General features: G+C 64.8%; 21 protein-coding genes. 4 read left to right on the top strand and 17 right to left on the bottom strand.

What is annotated here, in order from left to right; genetic code table 11:
• The first annotated feature begins 204 nt into the window (after positions 1-204).
• Positions 205-1,644, top strand: coding sequence for a sugar porter family MFS transporter (locus M1D93_RS19200; RefSeq protein WP_461173025.1), 1,440 nt, complete (start codon positions 205-207; stop codon positions 1,642-1,644).
• Positions 1,645-1,748: 104 nt separating this feature from the next.
• On the opposite strand, the gene M1D93_RS19205 is transcribed toward M1D93_RS19200, so the two are convergent.
• The 10 genes from M1D93_RS19205 to M1D93_RS19250 all read right to left on the bottom strand — a co-directional run bounded on the left by M1D93_RS19205 (position 1,749) and on the right by M1D93_RS19250 (position 12,172).
• Positions 1,749-2,792: an IS3 family transposase gene (locus M1D93_RS19205; protein WP_461173026.1), complete on the bottom strand. Its 1,044-nt coding sequence runs from the start codon at positions 2,790-2,792 to the stop codon at positions 1,749-1,751.
• Positions 2,756-3,202, bottom strand: coding sequence for a hypothetical protein (locus M1D93_RS19210; protein WP_461173027.1), 447 nt, complete (start codon positions 3,200-3,202; stop codon positions 2,756-2,758). Before M1D93_RS19210 ends, M1D93_RS19205 begins: the two co-directional genes overlap by 37 nt.
• 200 nt (positions 3,203-3,402) lie before the next feature.
• Positions 3,403-3,924 carry a GNAT family N-acetyltransferase gene (locus tag M1D93_RS19215; RefSeq protein WP_461173028.1) on the bottom strand — a complete coding sequence of 174 codons (522 nt, stop codon included), beginning with the start codon at positions 3,922-3,924 and terminating at the stop codon, positions 3,403-3,405.
• Between the two features lie 200 nt (positions 3,925-4,124).
• Entirely contained in the window at positions 4,125-4,886 is a 762-nt protein-coding gene (locus M1D93_RS19220; protein WP_461173029.1) for an iron ABC transporter ATP-binding protein, read from the bottom strand.
• Complete coding sequence (locus tag M1D93_RS19225) at positions 4,883-5,929, bottom strand: iron chelate uptake ABC transporter family permease subunit (protein WP_461173030.1); 1,047 nt, start codon at positions 5,927-5,929, stop codon at positions 4,883-4,885. The genes M1D93_RS19220 and M1D93_RS19225 overlap by 4 nt, the downstream gene beginning before the upstream one ends.
• Positions 5,922-6,929 (bottom strand): ABC transporter permease, encoded by a 1,008-nt coding sequence (locus tag M1D93_RS19230; RefSeq protein ID WP_461173031.1) that lies wholly within the window; start codon positions 6,927-6,929, stop codon positions 5,922-5,924. The genes M1D93_RS19225 and M1D93_RS19230 overlap by 8 nt, the downstream gene beginning before the upstream one ends.
• A gap of 26 nt (positions 6,930-6,955) precedes the next feature.
• Positions 6,956-7,903 carry a siderophore ABC transporter substrate-binding protein gene (locus M1D93_RS19235; protein WP_461173032.1) on the bottom strand — a complete coding sequence of 316 codons (948 nt, stop codon included), beginning with the start codon at positions 7,901-7,903 and terminating at the stop codon, positions 6,956-6,958.
• Positions 7,904-8,106: 203 nt separating this feature from the next.
• Positions 8,107-9,270: a mannitol-1-phosphate 5-dehydrogenase gene (locus tag M1D93_RS19240; protein WP_461173033.1), complete on the bottom strand. Its 1,164-nt coding sequence runs from the start codon at positions 9,268-9,270 to the stop codon at positions 8,107-8,109.
• Positions 9,270-11,360: a PTS mannitol transporter subunit IICBA gene (locus M1D93_RS19245; protein ID WP_461173034.1), complete on the bottom strand. Its 2,091-nt coding sequence runs from the start codon at positions 11,358-11,360 to the stop codon at positions 9,270-9,272. Before M1D93_RS19245 ends, M1D93_RS19240 begins: the two co-directional genes overlap by 1 nt.
• Positions 11,361-11,443: 83 nt before the next feature.
• The gene (locus tag M1D93_RS19250) at positions 11,444-12,172 is read right to left on the bottom strand and encodes a TetR/AcrR family transcriptional regulator (protein WP_461173035.1); all 729 of its coding nucleotides are present in this window, start codon (positions 12,170-12,172) and stop codon (positions 11,444-11,446) included.
• Between the two features lie 160 nt (positions 12,173-12,332).
• Here M1D93_RS19250 and ptsP point away from each other — a divergent pair, with 160 nt between their 5' ends.
• Positions 12,333-14,018: a phosphoenolpyruvate--protein phosphotransferase gene (gene ptsP, locus M1D93_RS19255; protein WP_461173036.1), complete on the top strand. Its 1,686-nt coding sequence runs from the start codon at positions 12,333-12,335 to the stop codon at positions 14,016-14,018.
• Between the two features lie 33 nt (positions 14,019-14,051).
• On the opposite strand, the gene M1D93_RS19260 is transcribed toward ptsP, so the two are convergent.
• Positions 14,052-14,834: an alpha/beta fold hydrolase gene (locus tag M1D93_RS19260; protein ID WP_461173037.1), complete on the bottom strand. Its 783-nt coding sequence runs from the start codon at positions 14,832-14,834 to the stop codon at positions 14,052-14,054.
• A gap of 112 nt (positions 14,835-14,946) precedes the next feature.
• Between M1D93_RS19260 and M1D93_RS19265 the strand changes: the two genes are divergently transcribed.
• Positions 14,947-15,390 (top strand): helix-turn-helix domain-containing protein, encoded by a 444-nt coding sequence (locus M1D93_RS19265; protein ID WP_461173038.1) that lies wholly within the window; start codon positions 14,947-14,949, stop codon positions 15,388-15,390.
• Here the strand turns inward: M1D93_RS19265 and M1D93_RS19270 are convergent.
• Positions 15,353-16,570: a PucR family transcriptional regulator gene (locus M1D93_RS19270; RefSeq protein WP_461173039.1), complete on the bottom strand. Its 1,218-nt coding sequence runs from the start codon at positions 16,568-16,570 to the stop codon at positions 15,353-15,355. The two genes, M1D93_RS19265 and M1D93_RS19270, sit on opposite strands and share 38 nt — an antisense overlap.
• Before the next feature lie 231 nt (positions 16,571-16,801).
• Between M1D93_RS19270 and ald the strand changes: the two genes are divergently transcribed.
• Positions 16,802-17,920, top strand: a complete 1,119-nt coding sequence (gene ald / locus M1D93_RS19275) for an alanine dehydrogenase (RefSeq protein WP_461173040.1) — start codon at positions 16,802-16,804, stop codon at positions 17,918-17,920.
• Between the two features lie 94 nt (positions 17,921-18,014).
• On the opposite strand, the gene M1D93_RS19280 is transcribed toward ald, so the two are convergent.
• The 5 genes from M1D93_RS19280 to M1D93_RS19300 all read right to left on the bottom strand — a co-directional run bounded on the left by M1D93_RS19280 (position 18,015) and on the right by M1D93_RS19300 (position 25,294).
• Positions 18,015-19,085, bottom strand: a complete 1,071-nt coding sequence (locus M1D93_RS19280; RefSeq protein ID WP_461173041.1) for a Gfo/Idh/MocA family protein — start codon at positions 19,083-19,085, stop codon at positions 18,015-18,017.
• Between the two features lie 225 nt (positions 19,086-19,310).
• Positions 19,311-21,032: an ABC transporter family substrate-binding protein gene (locus M1D93_RS19285; RefSeq protein ID WP_461173042.1), complete on the bottom strand. Its 1,722-nt coding sequence runs from the start codon at positions 21,030-21,032 to the stop codon at positions 19,311-19,313.
• Between the two features lie 52 nt (positions 21,033-21,084).
• Complete coding sequence (locus tag M1D93_RS19290) at positions 21,085-23,322, bottom strand: dipeptide ABC transporter ATP-binding protein (RefSeq protein ID WP_461173043.1); 2,238 nt, start codon at positions 23,320-23,322, stop codon at positions 21,085-21,087.
• Positions 23,319-24,308, bottom strand: coding sequence for an ABC transporter permease (locus M1D93_RS19295; protein ID WP_461173044.1), 990 nt, complete (start codon positions 24,306-24,308; stop codon positions 23,319-23,321). The genes M1D93_RS19290 and M1D93_RS19295 overlap by 4 nt, the downstream gene beginning before the upstream one ends.
• Before the next feature lie 2 nt (positions 24,309-24,310).
• Entirely contained in the window at positions 24,311-25,294 is a 984-nt protein-coding gene (locus M1D93_RS19300; RefSeq protein ID WP_461173045.1) for an ABC transporter permease, read from the bottom strand.
• Positions 25,295-25,461: the final 167 nt, after the last annotated feature.

Consider the following 25,461-nt stretch of genomic DNA (forward strand, 5'->3'; position numbering starts at 1 on the left):
CGGCACACAACACAAGACGACGACGGCGGCTCCTGAGCCGCCGTCGTCCTCTGTTTGGGGGCAAGCGGGCTCCTGGCAGCCCCGACTGGAACAGTCAGCGGGGCCGTGGAACACTGTGTAGCGCGTGTGCGCCGGCCAGGTGGCCGGTTTCCGCAGCCGACGACGTCCGCACCGCATCCACCGAACCCAAACCAAGGGAGAACCATGCCCACTGCCCAGGAGCAGACAACCGCCCAGATACCGCGGCGGGTGATCTGGCTGGCGCTCGCAGGTGCGGTGGGCGGATTCCTGTTCGGCTTTGACTCGTCCGTGGTGAACGGCGCGGTGGATGCCATGAAGGACGAGTTCGCGTTGTCCGAGGCCGTTACTGGCTTTGCCGTTGCCATCGCCCTCCTGGGCTGTGCTGCCGGTGCGTACCTGGCCGGAAAAGTTGCCGACCGCTATGGACGCATCCCTGCCATGAAGCTGGGTGCGCTGCTCTTCCTGGTCAGCGCCCTCGGCACCGGCTTCGCCTTCAGCGTCTGGGACCTGATTTTTTGGCGGCTTGTGGGCGGCCTGGGGATCGGCCTTGCCTCAGTCATCGCCCCTGCATACATCTCCGAGATTTCGCCCCGCAAGGTCCGCGGCCGCCTCGCATCGCTGCAGCAGCTCGCCATCACCACAGGCATTTTTGCCGCGCTGCTCTCGGACGCGCTCTTCGCCACCAGCGCCGGCGGCGCAGACCAGGCGTTCTGGCTGGGGATCGAGGCCTGGCGCTGGATGTTCCTGGCTGCTGCGGTTCCGGCGGTGGTCTACGGCTGGGTGGCCTACACCCTTCCGGAGTCGCCGCGGTTCCTGGTGTTCCTGGGCAAGGAAGACGAAGCACGCGAAGTCTTTGACTCGATCGCACCGGCCGAGGACACCGACCGGCACATCCGCGAAATTCGTGAAGCGATCGAAGAGGACAAGCTTGCCGGCCAGAAGGGCTCGCTCCGCGGCAGGACCTTCGGCCTGCAGGCGGTTGTCTGGGTGGGCATCATCCTGTCCGTGCTGCAGCAGTTCGTGGGCATCAACGTGATCTTCTACTACTCCACCACGCTGTGGAAGGCGGTGGGATTCCAGGAAAAGGATTCCCTCACCATCTCCGTGGCCACCTCCGTCACCAACATCCTGGTAACCCTCGTGGCCATCGCACTGGTGGACCGGATCGGCCGCCGGCCCATCCTGCTGGCGGGCTCGGTGGGTATGGCCGTGTCCCTGGCTGCCATGGCCCTGGCATTCGCCTCCGCGGTTGGATCCGGCACCGAGATTTCTTTGCCCGGAGCCTGGGGTCCGGTGGCCCTCGTGGCGGCCAACGTGTTTGTGGTCAGCTTCGGTGCGTCCTGGGGCCCGCTGGTGTGGGTGCTTTTGGGCGAAATCTTCCCGTCGCGGATCCGTGCCCGTGCCCTTGGCCTTGCCGCGGCGGCGCAATGGGTGGCGAACTTTGCCATCACGCTCAGCTTCCCGGTGATGGCCGCCGGTTCGCTGCCACTGACCTACGCCATGTACGCACTGTTCGCGGCGGCGTCGTTCTTCTTTGTGATGTTCAAGGTGCCGGAGACCAACGGCATGTCCCTGGAGCAGGCAGAGACGCTGTTCGTGGCGAAGGGCTCCGCCAAGGGCTAGCGACGCCCCATCACCTTTCGGCGCACTTCCACCAACGCCCCATCACTTAACGGGGCCTTTTCCCGGAACGCTCTCTCACTTAACGGGGCCTTTTCCGGTATTTATCAAGCTGTTTGTGACAGCGGGTTGGTTTGTTGGTGGTTGATGCCGGCTAGGGGCGGGACTCCTGGCGCGGCGGGTCTGTTTCGGTATCGGTGCGGGTTGCGGGCGTAGCAGGCGTCGAGTGTTTCTTGGCGTTGCTGGCTTGCTTGCTGGACCAGTCCGTCGTGGACGGTATCGGGGGTGTAGTAGTTCAGTCCGCTGTGGCGGTGGTGGGTGTTGTAGCCGGTGAAGAACGCCGCTAAGTGCTCCCGTGCGTGCTGGAGGTCCTGGAACCGTTTGGGGAAATCCAGGTCATATTTCACGGTTTTAAACAGGGATTCGGAGTATGGGTTGTCATCAGAGACCCGGGGCCGGGAGTAGGACGGGGTGATGCCCAAATCGTGGGCAAGTTCCAGCGTGGTGCCTGCCCGCATCGGCGCGCCGTTGTCGGCATGGAGCACCGCGGGCGTGTGTTTGTTGTCGGCGACGGCGTCCCGGATCAGGGCCGAGGCGAGAGCGGCCGTTTCGGTGTTTTCGACGCGGTGGCCGACCACCTTTCGTGAGAACACATCCATGATCGTGTAGAGCTTGTAGGTGTGTTTGCCGGGGCCGTGGAGCATGGTGATGTCCCAGCTCCAGAGCTGGTTCGGAGCCGTCGCCGTATGGACGGGCTTGGCCCTTTTAGGGCCGGTGCCGCTGCGTTGTTCGCGGCGGTCTCCGTTCTGCCCGCGCCGGGCCACGATCCGGTGCGCAGCCGCGATCGAGAACGGGCAGTAGCCCGCGTCCAGCATCCGGTAATAGGCCTGGGTGACCGAGAGATCCGCGTATTCCTCGGAGTTGAGCCGATCCATGAACTCATCGGCTTCGGCCGTGGTGATCCGATTTGGGTAGTCCCGGTCGATGTGCGCAACGGTGATCCCGGCCGGAGTTGGTGGGGTCAGGTGCCTGTACCAGGTGGTGCGGTGCAGGCCAACCAGGGCGCACGCCTTCACTGCTGACCAGCCAGCTGTCACGAGTTTCCCCGTGAAGGTCAGTGCGATGGTTTTCCAGGCTTTGGCATCAACCACTCCGGGAGCCCCGGCTCCGGTGCGTCCAGTTGCGGCTCGGTCGCCGCCGCGCTCTTGGCCATGGCGTCCAAGAGCGCGGAAGCTTTTCCCAAGATGTCCACGGCCGCCTCGGACCGGGCCAGCTTGGCTTTGAGAATCTCGTTCTCCTTGAGGACTCGTTGAAGTTGTCGTTTGTCTCCGGCGCTCAATCGCTGGTCCTCCTTAATTGGGTCAGCCACGGCAGGTAGTTCACCGGATTCCCGGGCGCGTGCCCATTGCCGGATCAGCGCTGCCCGGATTCCGATGGCCCGGGCCAAAGCGGCCTTAGAGCCCATTTCCAAGCATTTCTCGTGTTCGTCCAGAATCGCGTTTTTCTCGCCAACTGTGAAGTGGCGATTTGATTGGCGGACAGGGATAGCAAAGTCCATCATGGCCTTCCCCGTCCCATACGCCGGGGCTCCTGCCGACAAAAACCTGTCACACAAGAGCCTGACACACAGGGTTTCCCGAACGCTCCATCACCTAACGGGGCCTTTTCCCGAACGCTCCATCACGTTTCGCAGCTCAACGGCAAACCCTTCCTCATGTTTTTCTTGCGTGTGGGAGGGTTTGTCTTTGCCCGGTCACGGCGTCAGAGCTGAAGCTTCATGCCTTCATGGGAAGCTTCGAACCCGAAAAGCTCATAGAAGCGGTGCGCGGCAGTGCGGGATTTGTGCGTAGTCAGCTGCACCAGCGAACAACCACGACGACGGGACTCGCCGATAGCCCACTGCATCATCTGGTTGCCAATCCCCTTACCGCGGAGGTGGGCCGCGACCCGGACGCCCTCAATTTGTGAGCGCCAGGCGCCCCGTCGTGAGACGCCCGGCAGGAAGCTGAGCTGGAAGGTGGCCACTACCGGACCGTCCGCTGATCCGGCCGGCACGAATTCACCCACAACCAGCAGGTGGCAGGGGTCGGCGTCGATCGCTTCAAATGCCCGCTCATAAGGCGCCAAGTCGTCTCTCCCCTCCCGCTGGGCACCCATCGAGTCGTCGGCGAGCAAGTCCACGATGGCCGGCAGGTCACCCTGCTTGGCGTGGCGAAGGGCGAAAGTCCCGCCGTCGACGTCGGCAGTAAGCAAAGGGGGCAGGGCATCAGGGCTACGGGTCACCTGCCAAGCCTCGCACAGGACTACGGAGGGTTTCTCAAAATCGTCCGGAAGGTGATGGAGCGTAGCCGGAAAGGCCACAGGACGTGATGGAGCGCCGCCCGAAAGGCCGCAGGACGTGATGGAGCGTTGCCCGAAAGGACGCAGCATGTGATGGAGCGTCGCCGGAAAACCCACATCAAGTGAGAGAGCGTGGGGAAGCGTTAGGCGAAGTAGACGCCGATCCTGTTGCCGTCGATATCCTCGATGCGGATGTCGATGTCGTACACGTCGCGGAGCATGGCCTGCTGCATGATCTGGCGGGGGCTGCCCTGGTGGACCAGCCGGCCGTCCTTCATGGCCAGGATGGTGTCCGAGTAGCAGGACGCGAAGTTGATGTCGTGGACCACCAGGACGATTGTTTTCCCGAATTCGTCAGCCAGCCGGCGCAGGAGCCGCATCATCTCCACCGAGTGCTTCATGTCCAGGTTGTTCAACGGCTCATCCAGGAGCAGGTACCGGGTGTCCTGCGCCAGCACCATGGCGATGAAGGCGCGCTGGCGCTGGCCGCCGGAGAGCTCATCCACGAACCTGTCGGCCATGGGGGTCAGGTCCAGGTGGGCGATGGCCTCCTCCACCTTGGCGAGGTCCTCGACCGTGGGCCGGCCGCCGGAGTGGGGAAAGCGGCCAAAAGCCACAAGGTCCCGAACGGTGAGCCGCATGGTCAGGTGGTTCTCCTGCCGCAGGATCGCCATGGTCCGCGCCAGCTCCCGGCTGTCCGTGGCGGCGATATCCAGGCCAGCCACGGACACGGTGCCTGCCTCGAGCGGCTGCAGCCGGCTGATCAGCGAGAGGAGGGTGGACTTTCCCGCCCCGTTCGGGCCGATGATCGAGGTAATGCCGCCCTCGGGGATCACGCAGCTGACGTCGTCGAGGACCGCCTGCCCGCCGTAGCTCTTGGAGACGTTGCGGACCGCGATGGTCATTTCAGGGAGCCTTTCAGGAGGAGGTAAAGGAACAGGATGCCGCCGGCGAATTCGATGACCACGCTCAGGGCCGTGCCGAAGCCGAACACCTTTTCCAGCAGCAGCTGTCCGCCCACCAGGGCGACGGCGCCGATCAGCACCACAATGGGCAGCAGCCAGGCATGGCTGAAGCCGCGGCACAGCTGGTAGCCCAGGCTCACCACCAGCAGCCCGAAGAACGTCACGGGCCCCACCAGCGCGGTGGACACCGCCACCAGCAGCGAGCACCCCAGAAGGACCCGCATCACCACTTTCCGGTGGTCCACGCCCACATTGATGGCCACATCGCGCCCCAGCGCCAGCACGTCCAGCGTGTGCCGGGCCCGCCAGACAACAGCACAGACAACAGCAACGATGACCGCGGAGACACCCAGCAGCGCGGGATCCACATTGTTGAAACTGGCGAAGAACAAATCCTGGAGGATGATGAATTCGCTCGGCTCCATCAGCCGCTGCAGCAGGGAGGACAGGCCGCGGAACAGGCTGCCCAGGATGACGCCCACCAGCAGGAGCAGGTGGAGGGAACGGGTGGCGCCGGTGAACATCCAGCGGTAGAGCAGCGCGCTGAAGGCCACCATCAGCAGCACTTCGGCGCCGAACTGCAGCGTGGGCGGGGCGGCCACCACCGCAGCGGCGCCGAGGGTGAACGCCATCGCCGTCTGCACCAGGATGTACAGCGCATCGAAGCCCATGATGGACGGTGTCAGGATCCGGTTGGCCGTGACCGTCTGGAACAGGAGCGTGGATACGCCTACGGCAACGGCCACCAGCAGCATCGCAGCCACCTTGATGGCACGGCGCGGCAGGATGTAGTCGATGTTGCCTTTGAGCTCGAAGAACAGGAAGAGGCAGACGACGGCGGCAGCGGCCGCGAGCAGGATCCCCACCACCAGTCGGGGCGAGGCGTTGCGGATGGCGGCTTTGAGTCTGTGCTTTGCCCCTGCTGCCTGTCCCTCTACAGCAGGATTTTTGGCGGGCGGCAGCAGCGTTGTGCCATCACGCATTGCGTTTCCTCAGGATCAGGGCCAGGAAGAGAATGGCGCCCAGCACGGACATGACCATTCCCACGGGCACCTCGTAGGGGTAGCGGATGGTCCTGCCGATGATGTCGCACACCAGCACGAAGGCGGCACCGAACAGGGCTGTCCAGGGAACGGCGCGGCGCAGGTTGTCACCGAAAATGAGGGACACAATGTTGGGCACTACGAGCCCAAGGAAGGGGACGGCGCCCACGGTGGTGACCACCACCGCCGAGATCAACGAGACGATGACCAGCCCCAACCGCATGGTCCGGGCGTAGTTGAGTCCGAGGTTGGTGGTGAAGTCCTGGCCCATTCCCGCCACGGTGAAACGGTCGGCGGCGAGCAGGCCCAGCAGCATCAGGCCGGCGACAATCCAGAGCAGCTCGTACCGGCCACGGAGGACCCCGGAGAAATCGCCGATCATCCAGTTGCTGAGGGTCTGCAGCAGGTCGTACCGGTAGGCGAAGAACGTGGTGACGGCAGCGATCACCCCGCCCAGCATGATTCCCACCAGAGGAATGAGCAGGGTATTGCGGGCCGGCAGCCGCCGCAGGATGGCCAGGAAGAGTGCGGTCCCCAGCAGTGCAAAGGCGCTGGCCACAAGCATCTTGACCAGCACGGGGGCCTGCGGGGCGAAGACGGTGACCACAAGGATCCCCAGGGTGGCGGACTCAACCGTTCCCACGGTTGAGGGCTCCACGAAGCGGTTCCTGGCCATGAGCTGCATGATCAAACCGGCGACCGCCACCGCCATCCCGGCGAGCAGCACGGCGAGGGTCCGTGGAACACGGGAAATCCAGAAGACCTCCACCGTTGCCGGTTCGCCCGACAGGAGGGCCGGAAGTGAAACGTCGCTGACGCCCACAAACATGCTGGCGGCCGCGAGGGCAAGGACTGCAACTGCGGCCGCAGCCAGGCCTGCACTGTGGCGGGCCTGGCTGCGGGTTGCCGGCGCAATAGGGCGCACGGCGGTGGCTGTCATGGTCGTTGGAGCTTGGCTTGTTGGTGCTAAGCCACCGAGGCGGCGACGGCGTCCACCATGGCCTTGACGTTGTTCAGGCCGTAACCCACGACGTACCAGCCGGCAGGGTCAAGGTTGACGACCTTGTTGTTCTTGGCAGCGTTCGTGGACTGGACGAGTTCGTTGTCCAGGATGGGGTTGGCGGCGGAGCCTTCCGTGCCCACTGCGGTGTCGCGGTTGATGACGTACAGGATGTCCGGGTTAGCCTGCTTGATGTATTCGAAGGAGATTGCCTCGCCGTGGCTGCCGTCAACCTTGACGTCCGCTGCCGTGGGGACGCCCAGGACGTCGTGGATGATGCCGAAACGGGACCCGGCGCCGTAAGCGGTCAGTTCGCCGCCGGAGGTCAGGACGATCAGTCCCTTGCCGGCGTCGGCAGCCTTGGCCTTCGTATCGGAGATGGTGGCATCCACTGCGGCGAGCTTTTCTTCCACTTCCGCCGTCTTGTCGAAAATGGTTCCGAGCTTTTCGGTCTGCACCTTGAAGCTTTCCACCGGCTGGGCAGCATCGATGGACAGGTCGATGGTGGGGGCGATCTTGCTCAGTTCCTCATAGGCTCCAGCGGTACGGCCGGAGATGATGATGAGGTCCGGGTCGCCGGCGCTGACGGCCTCGAAGTCAGGCTCCTTCAGGGAACCGATCTTGCTGTACTTCGCGTCGGCATACTTGCTGAGTGTCTCGGGGTAGGCGGCTTCCGGCACGCCTGACGGCTCAACGCCCAGGGCATCCAGCGTGTCCAGGACGCCGAGGTCGAACGTGAAAACCTTCTCGGGGTTCACAGGGACGTTGGCGGTGCTGCCCTGGGCATGCTCCACGGTGATGGTGGTTGCTTCGTCAGCGGGAGTCGCGGTCGCGCTTCCTCCGCAAGCGGTGACGGTCAAAAGCGCCGCTCCCGCCGCAAGTGCCCCCAGGTAGCTCGACAGCCTCTTCTTCACGTTTTTCTCCGCTCGGGTAATACGTCACAACTTCGTTGCCTAATGAACCTGAGCCTATAAGTAAGGGAAGGCTTACTTCAAAACCGAAGTGGCAGTATTGGGTCATAAGTGGGAGAGATCACACAGAACGACGCCGGCACTTGGGGAAGTGCCGGCGTCGTCATTGCGAGAGGGTTGCCGAAAAACCCGCAGGAAGTGAGCGTCTAGGCGGGGGTTTGGGCGAGTTCCGCCTGGCGTTCCTCCACCAGGGTGGAGACGGCGTTGAACAGCGGGTGCCCGGGCTCGAGCCCGGTGATCCTTGCGGTGGCGTCGGCCGGGCTGGCAGTGGCGAGGATGCCGGCCAGCTCTGTCGCTTCCGCGTCCGCGGGATCGTTGAAGCGGAGCGCAGACGAGATGGCGCCAAGAAGCGCCTCCGGCACCACACCCCGCTCGGCCAGTTCCGCGGCCGGCCCGATGAACCGCTCGTGCCTGCCCAGCTTCCGCAGCGGGGCCCGGCCCACCCGGTTCACGGTGTCCGGCAGGTACGGGTTGGAGAACCGGACCAGGATCTTCTGGACGTAAGCCTCCTGCTCGTCACTGCTGAAGCCGTGCTTGGCCACCAGGAGCTGCTTGGTTTCCTCCAGCACCGCCCGGACGTCCTCGGCTACATCCTGGTCCGCCATGGCGTCCGAGATCTTCTCCAGGCCCGCCTCGAACCCGAAGTAGGCGGCCGACGCGTGGCCGGTGTTGACCGTGAAGAGCTTCCGCTCGATGTACGGCGAAAGATCGTCCACAAACGTGGCTCCCGGAATTTCGGGGGCGGCATCGGCAAAAGCTGTGCGGTCGATGACCCATTCGTAGAACGTCTCCACCGTGACATCCAGCCCCTGGCCGGCTTCCTGGTTGGGAACGATGCGGTCCACGGCGGTGTTGGCGAACACCGCCGCGGACTGCAGGGGGCCCAGGGCGTCGTCCCACAGGGCTGCGACCTCGTCCCGCAGGATGTCGGTGGCATTGATCGCGTTCTCGCAGGCCATGACCTGCAGCGGGGCCAGCCCGGCGTCCCTCGCGGCGATGCCTTTGGCGATGGCCGGCGCCACGAACTTGAGGATATGCGGCCCCACTGCTGTGGTGACGATGTCCGCCGTCGCGATTTCCGTGACGAGCTCAGCCTCCTGCGTGTTCGAATGCAGTGCCCGGAAGTTGTTCACCGTCCGCACCGCAGGGTTCTCCCCCACTTCATGCACGGCGTAGCTGTCCGCCGTGGCGAGCTGGTTGATGAGCTCCTCCGCCACGTCGGCGAACACCACCTCATATCCCGCCTTGTGCAGGAGCAGGCCCACAAAGCCCCGCCCGATGTTTCCGGCCCCGAAATGTACCGCCTTCACTATGCGTTGACCTTTCCGAAGAGCTCCAGGACCTCGTCCTCGGACGTGGCACCCTCGAGCCGGGCCACCTGTTCCTTGTTGGTGAAGACCTTCGCGATGGAGGACAGGATGTGCAGGTGTTCGTTGTTGATGCCGGCAACGCCCACCACGAACTTGACCTGTTTCCCGTTCCAGTCGATGCCTTCGGGGTAGCGGATCACGGACACTGCAGACTTCCGGATGTGGTCCTTGGCTGCGTTTGTTCCGTGCGGGATGGCCAGGAAACTGCCCATGTAGGTGGACACGGACTGCTCGCGCTCGTGCATGGCCCTGACATAGTCCTCATCCACGGCGCCGCGGGCCAGCAGGAGCCGGCCGGCTTCGTCGATGGCGGCATCACGGGTGGTGGCTGCACCTCGCAGCACCACGCTTTCCCGGGCCAGGATTTCGGACGTCCCGCTGCCTGAGGCTTCGGTTTCGGAAGTTCCGACGGCGGTGCCGGCGGCTCCTCCAGCTGCAGCTCCAGCGGCCGCTCCCGTTGCAGGACCGGATGCGGATGCTCCGCCCGGCGTGCCTGCCCCGGCGCCCGGACCTTCCGTTGCAGAGGTGCCCTCCGTGTTGCTCTCCCTGACCAGTTCCACGATCTCGTCGTAGCGGGGGCTGTTCATGAAGTTGTCAACGGAATAGTGGACGGCGCTGGACGTGGCCGGCTTGGCACGTTCGGTCAGGTCCTGGTGCGTGACCACAACGTCATAGTTGTCGTTGAGGTTGGCGATGGAGGCGTTGGTGACCTTCACGTCCGGGAAGCCGGCCGCCTTGATCTTGTTGCGCAGCACCGAGGCGCCCATGGCACTGGAGCCCATGCCGGCGTCGCACGCGAACACAATGTTCCGCACGGGCCCGGCCATAACGGCCACTCCGCCCGCCCCGGCAGCGGCACCGGCGCCGGCACCCGTCAGGGTGGAGGCAACGGAACTCTTTTTGCCCTTCATCTGCTCCATCCGTGAGGTGGCGTCGTTGAGGTCCGTCTCGTCGCTGTGTTTGGTGGTCTTCATGATGACCGAGGCCACCACGAAGGAGGCTGCCGTGGCCAGCAGGACCGCGAGGATGACTCCGATGTAGCTGTCCCGGGAGGTCTGGGCGAGTACGGCGAAAATAGAACCCGGGGCGGCCGGCGCCACGAGGCCGGAGTTGGTAATGGCCAGGGTGGCGATGCCGGTCATGCCGCCTGCGATGGCTGCCAGGATCAGCAGCGGGCGCATCAGCACATACGGGAAGTAGATCTCGTGGATACCGCCCAGGAAGTGGATGATGGCGGCACCGGGAGCCGAAGCCTTGGCCACGCCGCGGCCAAAGAACATGTAGGCGAGCAGGATGCCCAGGCCGGGGCCCGGGTTGGCCTCAAGCAGGAACAGGATGGACTTGCCCTGTTCCAGGGACTGCTGAACACCCAGCGGCGTAAGGACGCCGTGGTTGATGGCGTTGTTGAGGAAGAGGACCTTGGCCGGCTCAATGAAGATGCTGGTGAGCGGCAGCAGGCCGTTGTTGACCAGGAACTGGACCACGTTGCCGGCGCCGGCACTGAACGCCGAGACCACCGGAGCGATGGCATAAAAGCCCAGCATGGCCAGCAGAGCGCCCCAGATACCCGCGGAGAAGTTGTTCACCAGCATCTCGAAGCCGGGGCGGATTTTTCCGTCCCAGATGGAGTCGATCTTCTTCATGGTCCAGCCGCCGAGCGGGCCCATGATCATGGCGCCGATGAACATGGGGATGCCGGCACCCACGATCACGCCCATGGTGCCGATGGCACCCACCACGCCGCCGCGGACGTCGTAGACCATCTTGCCGCCGGTGTAGCCGATCAGGAGCGGCAGCAGGTAGGTGATCATTGGTCCCACAAGCCCGGTGTTCGGGACACCGTTTGTCTCGCCGAAGCCACCCAGTTGGGGAACAGGCAGCCAGCCCTTCTCGATGAAGAGGGCTGTGATGAGGCCCCAGGCGATGAAGGCGCCGATGTTGGGCATGATCATTCCGGACAGGAACGTCCCGAACTTCTGGACGCCAACCCGCATGCTGGTGCGGGGTTTTGCAACTGTCTCTGTTGCCATGTGCTTTCCTAACCGTCATTCCCGCTGCTCCGCAGGATGGTCCGATACTTACGACGACGTACTGATGGAACTGGTGGCGCTTTTCAGCCGGCCGGGCTGGTGGAGATGCGGTGAAGCCATTCGAGGAAGAGTTTGAGTTCCGAGCTGGAGAGCTGGTCTGAGTGCGAGGCCTGAAGTGCGGCGTTCAGGGCGATCGCTGCCACCACCACCGATGATTTTCCGGTGTCGCCCGGGGCCGCGCCGCTGGCGGGCTCGGCTGACACCGCGAAAATCATGGCGTCCCGGGTCATGGTGGACAATTCGAGGTTCCGGTCGGAGGCGGGCTCCGCAATCAGCATCAGCGTCACGCCCACGTTCGCGGCCAGGATGGACCTGGCAGCCTCCCTGGGCTGGACGTTCAGCTGGCCCGCCACCGCTGCCTTGTTCAGCATCTCCTCCATCAGCGCCTCGGCATCGGCAACGATGGCGGGGCGGCTTTCCGGGCGGATGTTGCCGAACATCACCAAGTACAGCTCCGGCTGGTTGAGCCCGAACTGCACGTGGTTGTCCCACATTCTCCGGATATCCTCGAGCGGCTGTCCGGAGGGGGCGAAATCCCTTTCGCCCGCCACATACTCTTCAAACCCTGCGGCGACGACGGCGTCGAACAGCCCTTCCTTGTCACCGAAGTGGTGGTACAGCGTGGGAGCCGTCACCCCTGCCAGTTGAGTGATCTGGCGTGTGGAAACGGACGCTCCCGCAGAGTTTGCCAGCAGCTCGGCGGCTGCACGCAGCAGCCGCATCTTGGGGGGAAGCTGGCCATCCAAACTCATAACCGCTACCCTAGCACCTATAGCAATGCTATATGAACTGAATCACATACAATTTTTTCAGGCACGTTTCCCGCCTCGGACGTAGCAGTCCTGCGGCGGACCGGCATGGCGCCGGACAACATCGGCGGGCCTGGCAACCGGCAGAGAATGAGGACCTTCAGTGCAGAACTTCCCAGGAGTAGGCGTCAGTCCAGGCCGCGTTATCGGCAGCGTCCGGCAGATGCCCAAACCCATCAGCGAGCCCCCGGCCGGCGAGCAACTGGCAGCAGGCACCACCGCCGAGGAAGCCACAGCAGCGCTGAAGGCGGCCTCGCAGGCCGTGCACGACGAGCTCAAAGCGCGTGCCGCCCATGCCACCGGCGACGGCAAAGCAGTCCTGGAAGCCACGGCACTGATGGCCAAGGACACGATGCTGATCAAGGGTGCCGCCAAGCTCGTTGCCCGCGGCACATCAGCTGAACGCGCCATCTGGGAGTCCGGCTCCTCGGTCTCGGAAATGCTTCACAATCTGGGCGGCTACATGGCCGAGCGCGCCACCGACGTCCTCGACGTACGCGCCCGGATCGTGGCCGCACTGCGCGGTGTCCCCGCCCCAGGTATCCCCGCATCCAGCACGCCCTTTGTCCTGGTGGCCGAGGACCTGGCCCCGGCCGACACCGCCACCCTGGACCCGAACAAGGTCCTGGCCCTGGTAACTTCAGGCGGCGGGCCCCAGTCCCACACCGCCATCATCGCCCGCTCCCTCGGCCTTCCCGCCGTCGTCGCAGCAGTAGGGGTGGACGAACTTCCGGACGGCACGGAAGTGTATCTGGACGGTGCCGCGGGCACCGTCACGTCCGAGCCGGACGAGTCCTTGCGTGCCGCAGCTGAGGCATGGGCGGCCACGGCTTCGCTGCTGGCCGAGTTCAGCGGCACGGGCTCGACGGCGGATGGCCACCTGGTCCCCCTGCTCGCCAACGTGGGCGGCGGCAAGGACGCCGAGGCAGCCGCCAAGCTGGGAGCCCAGGGCGTGGGCCTGTTCCGCACGGAGTTCTGCTTCCTGGAACGTGACACCGAACCCTCCGTCGAGGAGCAGGCCCTTGCCTACAAGAAGGTCTTTGATGCCTTCCCGGGCAAGAAGGTTGTTTTGCGCACGCTCGATGCCGGCGCGGACAAGCCGCTCCCCTTCCTGACAGACTCCACTGAGCCCAACCCCGCCCTGGGCGTCCGCGGCTACCGCACCGACTTCACCACCCCCGGCGTCCTGGACCGGCAGCTGGAAGCCATCGCGCTGGCTGAGCAACAGTCTGAAGCGGATGTGTGGGTGATGGCCCCTATGATCTCGACGGCGGAAGAGGCTGCCCGGTTTGCCTCCATGTGCGCAGATGCCGGCATCAAGACCCCCGGCGTGATGGTGGAGGTTCCTTCCGCTGCCCTCACTGCTGAAGCCATCCTCCGCGAAGTCGGCTTTGCGAGCCTTGGCACCAACGACCTCACCCAGTACGCCATGGCCGCCGACCGCCAGCTTGGCCCCCTCGCCAACCTCAACACACCGTGGCAGCCCGCTGTCCTGCGCCTGGTTGGGCTGACGGTGGAGGGATCACGCGCCGAGGGCAGCAACAAACCCGTGGGCGTCTGCGGTGAGGCGGCCGCGGACCCGGCGCTCGCCGTCGTCCTTACCGGCCTGGGCGTGAGCACACTGTCCATGACCGCGCGCTCCCTGGCCGCCGTCGCTGCGGTGCTTAAGACGGTGACCCTGGAGGAAGCTCAGCAGCTCGCCAAGCTCGCCCTGTCCGCGCCCAGCGCCACGGAGGCCCGGGCGTGGGTGCGCGAAAAGCTGCCCGTCCTGGAGGAACTGGGGCTCTGACGCTGCCGGCCCCCGCCCTGCCGGCGGGGGCCGTCAGGCCGTAACGTCGAACCCGTTCACTGCCCGGACCCAGCCGCTGATGGCCTGGGCCGCGATTTCCGGTGCGGTGTGCTGGAAGACGTGGCCCTGGCCCAGGATTTCGGCCATCGTTCCCTGCTGGGCAACCTCAGCGAGGTGCACGCACCAGGGCCGGCGGGCAATGGCGTCCTTGGTTCCGCGGAGCACCAGCACGGGCTGGCGGACAGCGGCCAGCCGTTCCTCCAGCGGGTATTCCATCATCACCGGCAGTTCGGTCAGGTACCAGCGCGGGCCCGCCCGGAAGTAGTCGCTGAACACGATGGCGTTGGAGGTCAGGGACTCGCTGAACATCGCGTCGCGCGTCAGCGCCATCGCCTGCCTGGCCACCGACTTTCTGCCCGATTCCACCACTGGTCCCATCAGGACTGCGCCGGATACCCGCTCAGGTTCCCGCAACGCCAGTTCCACCGCGAACTGCGTGCCCATCGAGTGGCCCACCGGCACGTAATTGTTGACCCCGGCCTCCGTCAGGACATCGCCAACGAACGCAGCGAACTCTTCAACCTGCAGCCGGCGTCCGGGGCTTGACGCCTTTCCAAAGCCGGGCAGGTCAAAGGAGTAAACGTCCGCTGATTTTGCCAGCTCCTGGTGAAGCCGGGCCAGGTAGCGGTGGGAGACACCGATGCCGTGCAGCAGCACGTACGCTGGCCGCGCTCCCATCTCCGCCGGCTGGACGGAGGCGTAGAGCCTTCCCTGCAAACCACCGGATTCAACGTCCCGGCCACCAGTTAATGCCATCAGCCGAGCATACCGCCGGAGCCAAAGGCGCCCCGGCAGGCCGGGTCACGGGAGGCCGGGCACACCGGGGCCGGCACACGGGCAGGCCGGAATCCAGCGGTAGGCTGGGGCCATGGCACTCATTGCTCCCAGGATGGCCGGCGCCCTTCCGCCGGAGGAGGCTGTAAAGCTCCAGCAGGCCCTGGCCGGCAGCGACGACATCACGGTTTTCGTGGACGGTACCGTCCACCGGCTGCCGCCCGTGGCGCGGGACGCCGTCGTTGACCTCCTGCTGCGGTTCAGCCGCGGCGAGGCTGTGACCGTGAGCAGCGTGGAGGAAATGCTGACCACGTCTAAAGCTGCAGAACTGGCCGGAATCTCGCACACCTACCTGCGCAACATGACGGACCGCGGCGAGATTCCAGTGGAATACCGCGGCAGCCACCGGAGGATTCCCTTGGCGGCGATCATGGCGTGGCTGGAGGGGCAGAAGAAGGACCGGCAGAAAAAGGCGGCTGCGGACCAGGCAGACGGGGACCTCAGATCCGGGGGCGAAGAGCCCAGCGACGCATCTTGAGGGCAGCGTGGAGTTCCAGGCGGGGCAGCCCTTTCAGCGGATCCACGCCCAGCACCTGGCGGATCCGGCCCAGCCGGTTGTAGATGCTGCTGCGGTGCAGGTGGAGCTTCGCGGCCACGTCCTGGACGGAACCGTCGTTGTCGTACAGCAGTTCCAGGACCGGGATTAGTTCGCCGTTGCGGTCGTGGTCCTCAAGCATGCGGAAGTACACGGACCCGGAGTCAGCCCACGCACCAGCCCCTCCCCCCGCAGAGGCCAGCAGCTGATAGACGCCGGTGGACCGGCAGTCCACCAGTTCCCCGAGCTGCGGGTCCACCGCGGCAGCCTGTGCGGCGAGCCTGGACTGCCGGTAGGCCTCGGCGAGCTCCCGCGGCCGGGCAAACCCTTCGCTGATCCCCAGGATGATGCGGTGGACCGGCCGGCCGGAGCGCTTGGCCAACTCCAGCTGGTAGTGCACCAGGACCTGGGCGTGGTTCGCACGGCCCGATGACTCGCGGAACAGGACGACAGAGTGGGTTTCGGTCCCGGCGCTGAAGAGGGTGGCATCAACTCCCACCGTTGCCTGGAGCGCCACCGAACGGTGGATCAGGGTTGAGGCGATGGGATCGGGCCCGCCTGCCCATCCGTCGGCGTCGAGCACAGTGACCATCTGCCACGGCCCGCGGCCCTGGACCTCTTTCCACCCAGCCACTGCCGCCACGGCATTGGTTTCGCCGGCGCAGGCTGCCAGGAATTCCCGTTCACGTCCGCGCCGGAATTCAGACTCCGCGGTGTTCGAATCGAGCAGCAGCCCGGAGAGCATCTCGAGTTCGTTGGTGACTGACGGCAGTTGGGTGAGGATCGCCGTCGGATTTTCCTCTACGGAGTCCTGCTGGACCCAGAGATAACCCACCCTGAAGCCGCGGACCATCAGTGGGACACAGACACGGCCCAGCATCCCAAGGTGCGGGTTTGCGGGGACCACCACGGGCCGGACGGCGGTGGCAATGCCGTGGGACAGCTGCCAGGCGCTGACATCCCCCGGCACCTTCTTGCTGAGCAGGAAGTTCACGCGGACCCGGTCGGCGTGGGACTGGTTGGAGCTGTAGGCGAGCAGCACACCGTCCAGGTCTTCCAGGGACAGGCCCCGGCCCAGTTTCTGGGCCACCTGCTCGACCAGTTGCTCCACGCCCTGCTGCATGGCCCAACACTACTGCTTTTCCGCCAGCCTGCTTGAACGGACACGAGGCGACACCTGATGCCTAAGCACTGAACAAATGTCGAAGCGGCGGCGGCGAAAACCGCGGAATCACGCGGTTCTCCCCGTTCCGCCCGTCAGCTCCCTGTGTCGGCTGGCTCACAACGGATTTATCGTGGAAACACAGAATCTTCCGCACTTTCCGGCTTACCAGCCGAGAACCTGGAGCCCACGATGATCATCGGTGTCCCCAAAGAAATCAAGAACAACGAATTCCGGGTGGCCATCACCGCCGCCGGTGTCCACGAGTTCCGCAGCCACGGCCACACCGTGCTGGTGGAGCGCGGTGCAGGGCTGGGCTCAGGCATCACGGACGAGGAATACGCCATTGCCGGAGCCGAGATCGTCAACGACGCCGATGACGTCTGGGCCCGCGCCGACATGGTCATGAAGGTCAAGGAACCCATCAAGGCCGAGTACCACCGCTTCCGCAAGGGCCTGATCCTCTTCACCTACCTCCACCTCGCCGCCGAGCCTGAACTCACCCGCGAGCTCATCAACTCAGGCGTCACCGCCATCGCGTACGAAACGGTTCAGGAAGGCCGCACCCTGCCGCTGCTGGCCCCCATGTCAGAGGTGGCCGGCCGGCTCTCCGTGCAGGTGGGCGCCGCTTCGCTGATGGCCCCCGCCGGCGGCAAGGGTGTGCTGCTGGGCGGCGTACCCGGCGTCCGGCCCGCCAAGGTGGTTGTCCTGGGTGCCGGTGTTGCCGGAACCAACGCTGCCGCCATGGCACTGGGTCTGGGTGCGGACGTCACCATCATGGACATCAACATCAACCGCCTGCGCGAGCTGGACGCCCAGTACCAGGGCCGGCTCAAGACCGTGGCGTCAAACTCCTACGAGATCGAAAAGTCCGTGGTGGATGCCGACCTGGTGATCGGTTCCGTCCTCATCCCGGGTGCCAAGGCCCCCAAGCTGGTCACCAACGATCTCGTGGCCCGCATGAAGCCCGGATCAGTCCTGGTGGACATCGCCGTGGACCAGGGCGGCTGCTTCGAGGACACCCACCCCACCACGCACCAGGAACCCACGTACAAGGTCCACAACGCCATCTTCTACTGCGTGGCCAACATGCCCGGTGCCGTACCGAACACCTCCACCTACGCGCTGACCAACGTGACCCTGCGGTACGCCGTGTCCCTGGCCAACCTCGGCGTCAAGGCCGCCTTCGACCGCGACCCCGCCCTCGCCCTCGGCCTTAACATCGCAGCGGGCCACGTAGCCCACCACTCCGTCTCGGAGGCGCACAACCTGCCCCTCGTAGCGGACTGGCACGAACTGGTTTCGGCTTAGTACTCCCTGCTGCCGTAAGGACGGCAGTCATCCAACGCGTGCTGCTCCTTCGTCGCTCTGACGCACGCTTTCTGGATGGCTGCCGTCCTTACGTTTAAGCTCTCGCCGAAGACAGTTCGCGTGCTTGTTTTATTAGTTTGAGGACTTCGACTGGTCCGGCCGGGTCTACCGGGAGCGGCAGCTTTGAGGCCGTGCCGCCGTCGAGGATTTTGTCCGCCAGGAGCCGGTAGAACTCCGGGTAGGCGCCCCGCTCGGTGGGCAGGGCATCCAGGTGGCCGTCCCGGCCCAGGAGCCCTGCCCACTCCGGCGCTTCCTCACCGTACTCCTCGTCCAGGGGGCTGCCGCCGGCAACGATGTAGGGCTCCTGCGGGTCCACGCCATTTTTGGTGAAGCCGCCCACGGAACCCAACACTCGGAACCGCGGGCCCTGCTGCGCACAGAGCATGTTCATCGTGAGGTGGCTCAGGACTCCGGTGTCGTGCCGCAGCACCAGGAAGACGTCGTCATCCGCCCGCTCGTCCGCGCGCCGGGCCTTCAGCTCGGCGTGGACCACCGTCGCGGGACCAAACAGCAGGAGCGCCTGGTCGATCAGATGGCTGCCGAGGTCGAACAGGACGCCGCCACCATCCGAGGCGGTGGCGTGCGCCTTCCACGCCTTGGCGATAGCGGGGGACCAGCGCTCAAACCGCGACTCAAACCTGGTCACTTTCCCCAAGGCGTCCGCCGCCAGGAGCTTCCGGAGCGTCAGGAAGTCACCGTCCCACCGCCTGTTCTGGAACACCGTCAGCACCCGGCCCAGTTGTTGGGCGAGGGCAACAAGTTCCTGTCCTTCCTCACCGGTCACCGCAAACGGCTTGTCCACCACCACATCCAGGCCGGCCTCCAGCGCTGCCTTGGCGAGAGGGTAATGCGTGGCCGGCGGGGTGCCCAGGACCACGAGGTCAAGGTCGGCGGCGCGCGCAAGGACGGCATCGCCGTCGTGCACGGTCCTTACGCCGGGGTAACGGGCAGTGGCTGCTTTCTGCCGCTCCACATTGGATGTGGCGATGACGTCCAACGAGTAGCGTCGGTCCGTACCGATCAAGGGCGCGTGGAAGACGCTGCCGGACAGGCCGTAGCCGACGACGGCCGTGCGGATGGTGCGTGGAGCGGCGGAGTCAGTCATAGGGCTACGCTACTCCCGCACGTGTGCGCCGGCCCCGTTCGAAGCAAAGTGAGAGAGCGTCGCGGGAAACCCCGCGGTAAGTGAGAGAGCGTTGCAGGAAAAGGCGCGGTAAGTGAGAGAGCGTTGCAGGAACGGCGAAGCCGGCACCCCTGATGTCCCAGGAGATGCCGGCCTCGCGTCTTGCCGTATTGCCGTATTCAGTTGCTCTTCAGCTGGGGCGGGCTGTTACTTCTTTTCCCAGCCGAGGGTGGTCCAGTCCGGGACCTGGGACAGGCTCTGGAACAGGGACGGGCCGTAATTGGCCAGGCCGGTGCGGACGAAGGAGATCTGCGGGCCGTTGAAGACCACACCCATGGAGTAGTACTTCGCCATGTGTTCCTTTTCAACTTCCATGGCTGCCTTGTTGCGCTCGGCGTTGTCCTCGATGGACGCCAGGTCGGCGATCTTCTTGTCCAGCTCGGCATCGCCCAGCTGGTTCTCATTGGTCTTGGAGTCGTAGTACTGCTTGACGGCGGATGTTGCGTCCGCACCGACGGTGTAGCCCGAGATGCTCACGTCGAATTCGCGTGAGCCCAGGACCTTGCCGAAGTCGGCCGAAGCGCGCTGGTCAATACCAACATCCATGCCGCCGGCCTGGAGCTGCTTCTGCAGGGTCTGTGCGACGGCCAGCGCCGTTGGATCGTCACCGAAGTTGCTGATCTTAAACGCGGCGGGCTTGCCGTCCTTCTCCATGATGCCGTTGGCGTTGGCGGTGTAGCCGGCGTCGGTCAGCACCTTCTTGGCCGCGTCCGGACCCGTTTCCTTCACAGGGTAGTTGTCCTGGTAGTACTCGGAGAACGGCAGCAGCATCATGGAGCCGGAGCTGGGCTCCTCCCAGTTCAGGCCGTTGAACCGCACCTTGCGGATGGCCTCACGGTCCACTGCTGCGAAGATCGCCTTGCGGACGGCCACGTCAGTGATGCGCTGGGCGTTGAGATTCAAGCCGCCGGCGAACAGGCGCTGGCCGCGGCGGACCTCTGAGTCCTTGCTGCCTTCCAGCTGCTTGTAGAGGGAGACGGTGTTGGCGGAGATTCCATCGATTTCACCGTTCTTGAAGGCCGCGATCTGGGCGCTGCTCTCAAGTTGGCGGAACACCACGCTTTCCAGGACCGGCTTGGTGCCCCACCACTTCTCGTTGGGCACCAGGGATACTGTTTTGGCTGCGGTATCGTACTGGTCCAGCTTGAACGGGCCTGCCATCCACTCCGGGTGCAGTTCACCGTTGAAGCCCTCGTTGAAGATCTGCGGCGTGTTGACGGCGGGGTGGATCAGGCCGAAGAACAGGTCTTCCAGCGGGTATACCGGCCGGCTGGTCTTGACGATGACTTCCTTGTCGCTGCTGCCGGCCTCAACGGATTCAACGAATTCGTAGGCTCCGGAAGTGACAATGTCGTAGCCGGCGTCCGGGCTCTTCAGGATGTTCCAGGTGTTCTGGAAGGCCTTGACGTCGATGGGGGTGCCGTCGTTGTAGGTGGCCTTCTCGTTGACCTTGATGGTGATGGTCTGTTTGCCATCTTTGACTTCGTTCGTAACCTCCTCGCAGAAGTCCTTATTAGGCGAAGCCTTGCCTTCGAAGTCGACCTTCCAGCAGCCGCCGATGCCGCCGCCCGAGACCGCGACCGGGTTGATCGGTGCCATCAATGCAGAAGTGTCTGCGCTGTTGCCGTTGTTGGAAAAGCCGTTGAAGTCCGGGCCGATGTTGCCCAGCGGAAGGGTGACCTTGCCGCCCTGTTCAAGATCGGCAGCGGGCTTTTCGTTGACACTGATGAGCTTGGACAGGTCGCTGCCTGCCTCCTGGCCCTTGGCCGTCTCCGGCCCGGTGGCCCCGCCACCGCCGGCGCCGCACGCCGTCAGCGCCAGAGCAGCGGCAATGGCCGCAGCTCCGCCGATCTTGTTCAGATTCCTCATGGTGTTCCCTTCGTTATTGCAGGTGGTGATGCTGGTGATGGGTCGAAAAAACTCAAGGCGCATGGTGGTCCGGTGATTCGTGGACTACCAGCATGTCCTCGTCCAGTTCCCCGTCAGGGAAGAAGCAGGCGAAGCGCTGGTCCACGGCGGGCAGCGGGTGGGCGGCCAAAGCCTGGGCCGCAGCCGAGGGTGCCACCGCTTCCAGCGGGGGCTCCAGGGTGAGGCACTTTTCCTGTTTTACGGGCGGCAGGGCTGCGAAGACGGGGCACCGGGTGGCAAAGTTGCAGCCCTTGGGTGCGTCAAGCGGGGAAGGCAGGTCGCCCCGCAGGATGATGCGCTCCCTGGTCCGCTCCACCTGCGGGTCCGGCACCGGGATGGCCGAGAGCAGCGCCCGGGTGTAGGGATGGCGGGGGTTGTCGAACACCCGGTCCACTTCTCCGATCTCCACGATCTTGCCCAAGTACATAACAGCCACCCGGTTGGAGATGTGCCGCACCACCGAAAGGTCGTGGGCCACCATCAGGTAGCTGAGGCCCAGCTCGGCCCGGAGCTTGTCCAGGAGGTTGATCACGCCGGCCTGGACGGAAACGTCGAGGGCGGAGACAGGCTCGTCCAGGACCACCAGCTTCGGATTCACGGCCAAAGCGCGGGCAATGCCCACCCGCTGGCGCTGTCCGCCGGAAAACTGGTTGGGGAACCGGTTGACGTGGTCCGGCTGCAGGCCCACCAGCTTCATCAGTTCCATGATGCGCTTCCTGATGGCCGGCTTATCCATGCCGGCGTTCTGAAGCGGCTCGGCGAGCACCTCGTAGACCGTAAAGCGCGGATCGAGCGCGCCGGTGGGATCCTGGAACACCATCTGCATCTCGCGGCGCATTGCGCTCTTGGTCCTGGCGTCGGCAGCCTGCTTGTTGCTGATGCCGCCAATCACCACCTCGCCGTCCTGGTCCTTGTGGAACTCCATGATTTCCAGCAGGGTGGTGGTCTTTCCGGAACCGGACTCGCCCACAATCGAGAAGCACTCGCCCTCGCGGATGTCGAAGCTGACTCCGTCCACGGCCTTGACAGTGCCAATCCGGCGCTTCAGCAATGCCCCCTTGGTCAGCGGGAAGTGCTTTCGCACGTCCTTGAGCTGCAGCACCGGGGAGCGTTCCCCGCGGGGTATGGCATCAAAGCGGGACACTGCAACCGGCGGAGCCGAGAAGACGTCGTGGACGTCGACTTCGCCGCCCAGGGATCCGGACTTGATGCAGGCGGCGCGGTGAAGGGCACTTCCCGGTACCGCCGCCAACGCCGGCTCGCCCTCCAGGCACGCGTCCGAGGCCAGCGGGCAGCGTGGCGCGAACGAGCACCCGGTGGGCGTCTGGATCAGGTTGGGCGGCATGCCCTCAATGGGCACCAGGGACGACTTCTCCGCCACGTCAACGCGCGGCACGGCGCCGAGCAGTCCCATTGTGTAGGGCATCCTCGGGTTGTAGTAGATGTCGTCCACCGCGCCGGTCTCCACGGGCTTGCCGGCGTACATCACCATGATGTCGTCTGCCATCCCGGCCACCACGCCGAGGTCGTGCGTGATCATCACGACGGCGGCCCCCGTCTCCTCCTGGGCGGTATGCAGCACCTCCAGCACCTGGGCCTGGATGGTGACGTCCAGCGCCGTCGTCGGCTCATCAGCGATCAGGACGCGCGGGTTGTTCGCGATCGCGATGGCGATCATCACCCGCTGGCGCATGCCCCCGGAGAACTCATGCGGAAAGGCCTTCAGCCTGTCCTTGGGGCTCGGAATGCCCACCATGGCCAAAAGTTCGACGGCGCGGGCTTCTTTGGCCTGTCTGCTCATCGTTGGGTTGTGGATGGAGAGTGCTTCCGCGATCTGCGTGCCGACGGTGAACACCGGTGTCAGGGAAGACAGCGGGTCCTGGAAGACCATTGCCAACTCGTTGCCGCGGTACTGGCACATGGCTTTGTCGCTGAGGCCCAGCAACTCCTTGCCCTTGAGCCGGACGGAACCGGAAACTTCCGCTGCAGCGGGGAGGAGCCCCATGATAGCCAGGGACGTGACGGATTTGCCGGAGCCCGATTCGCCCACAATACCCAGCGTCTTGCCGGGCAGGAGGTCAAAATCGACACCACGGACTGCGTGGACTACGCCGTTCTCGGTGTTGAAGCGGACGTTCAGGTTCCGGACTGACAGGACTGCATCCGTGGGGGCGTGCAGGCCTGCGACGTGCAGTCGTTCCACTGTTGATGGGGGCTGTTCGGCTGGCCCGGCGGCAATTTCGCTGCTCATGAGGACTTCCCCTTAACACGGGTTTTCCGGGTACTGCGTTTTTTGGCACTGCCGCTTGAACTGGAGCTGGGGTCGAAGGCGTCGCGCAGTCCGTCGTTCATCATGGCCAGCGAGCCCGTGAGCAGGAACATTACGGTCAACGGCACCCAGAACATCCAGGGAAAGGTCTGGACCTGCGAGGTGGCGCCGCCAATGAGGACGCCCAGGCTGACGTCCGGGACTTTGATGCCGATGCCGATGAACGAGAAGGCGACCTCGGCAAGGATGGCGCCGGTGACGCCCCGGGTGATGTCCAGGACCAGCAGGGAGCCGATGTTGGGAACCAGGTGCCGCCAGACGATCCGCCGCGGCGGGACACCCATGTACTGGGCCGCTTTGACGTAGTCCCGCTGCATCAGGGACATGGACAGCGACCGGATCAGCCGGGCCGTGCCCATCCAGCTGAAGACCAGGAGCACGATGATCAGCAGCAGCCAGGACGGCAGGTCCCGCTTCAGGCCTTCGCCGCCCCCGCTGGTGGCAACCGCAACCACCAGCAGTGCCGGCATCATGATGAGCGCTTCAAGGATGAAGAGCATCACCTTGTCCACCTTGCCGCCGAAGTAGGCCATGGTGCACCCGTAGACGGCGGCGATGAGGACGGACACAAGCCCCACGATCAGGCCGATCAGGATGGAGATCCGGGTACCTTCGACCGTCATGGCGTAGAGGTCGATGCCGGCCTGGGAGGTACCGAGGTAGTGCTCGGCCGATGGCGGCATCCCGATGTTGAAGGGGTCTATGGTCTCCTTGTCCCACTGGGTGAAGTAGCCGCCCACAAAGGAGAAGACAGTCAGGGCCAGGAAGATGGCAAGACCCGCCACGGCCGTTTTGTTGCGCATAAAACGGCGGAAGATGATGGTGTTCTTGCCGATGATGACATCGGCGTTTTCCAGGTGCGCGTCCTGCGCGACCGCGGCCGGGTCTACGGCGTTGAGGTTGGTCATGGCTACTGCACCCGCACTCTCGGGTCAACGAGGGTGGTGGCGAAGTCCGCCAGGATGGCCCCCAGGGCGAAAATAACGGAACCATAGGCCAGCGTGGCGGTGGCGGCGTTGACGTCCTGGAGCGAGATGGCGTCGATGCTCCAGGAGCCCACGCCGGGCCAGGCGAAAATCTTTTCCGCGAAGAAGCCGCCGGCAAAGATGGCCGGAATGGTGAAGGCGATGCTCTGGGCAACGGGAATGAACGAGACCCGCAGGGCATGCCGGGAAATCGCCTGGTTACGGGTCAGCCCCTTGGCGCGGGCCGTCCGGACAAAGTCGGCGTTCACGTTGTCCAGCAGGTATTGCCGTTGGGCGATCTGGTAGGAACCCCATCCCACCAGCGTGATCGCGATGGTCGGCACGGCGTAATGCGCCAGCATGTCCACGAACTGCGCCCATCCGGGTTCGATGCCGGGAGTGGAGATGCCGGTGACAAAGAAGATGCGCTCCCCCACGGTTTCATTGATGCTGATGGCGCCCAGCTGCACCAGGAAGTAGGCAATGGGGGCGGGGACAATGTAGGCGAGGTAACTGTAGGACGTGATGGCACGGTCCTGGAACTTGTACTGGCGGGCTGCCGAATAGACCCCGAGTGCCACGCCGATGACGAGCGTCAGGATGATGGAGGCCAGGAAGAGCCGGGTGGAGATCCATACCCGGTCCCCGAACTCTGCGTTGATGTATGCGCCGTTGGGGCTGCGGCCCCAGTCCCAGCGCGTGACGATGGCAGTCAGCCATTCCACGTAGCGCTCCCACGGGCTGAGGTCCGGGTCCAGGCCCTTGAGCCGCATCGAGTTTGCCACCTGTTCTGGGGTGGGCCGGGGAATCCGTTCCTGCTCCAGCAGCGCGGGCTTGAGCGAGCTGACCGCCAGGAAGTATCCGGCCGAGGTGGTCAGGAAGATCATCAAAACGTACGTGATGCCGCGCCGTGCGAGGTACCTGAGCATGGCGCTAGTTCTGCTTCGCCGCCGGGAGCTGGACGTTGAAACCCCGCGGTGTCAGCAGGTAGGCCAGGCTGTCGGGCAAATCAACAATCACGTGCTGGATCCTTCCGTTATCCCCGGATCAGCGGGGGTTGTGCCGCGTCATCGGGTCCTCTGCCAGCGGATAGCTG

This window comes from Arthrobacter sp. Z1-9, from assembly GCF_054792695.1.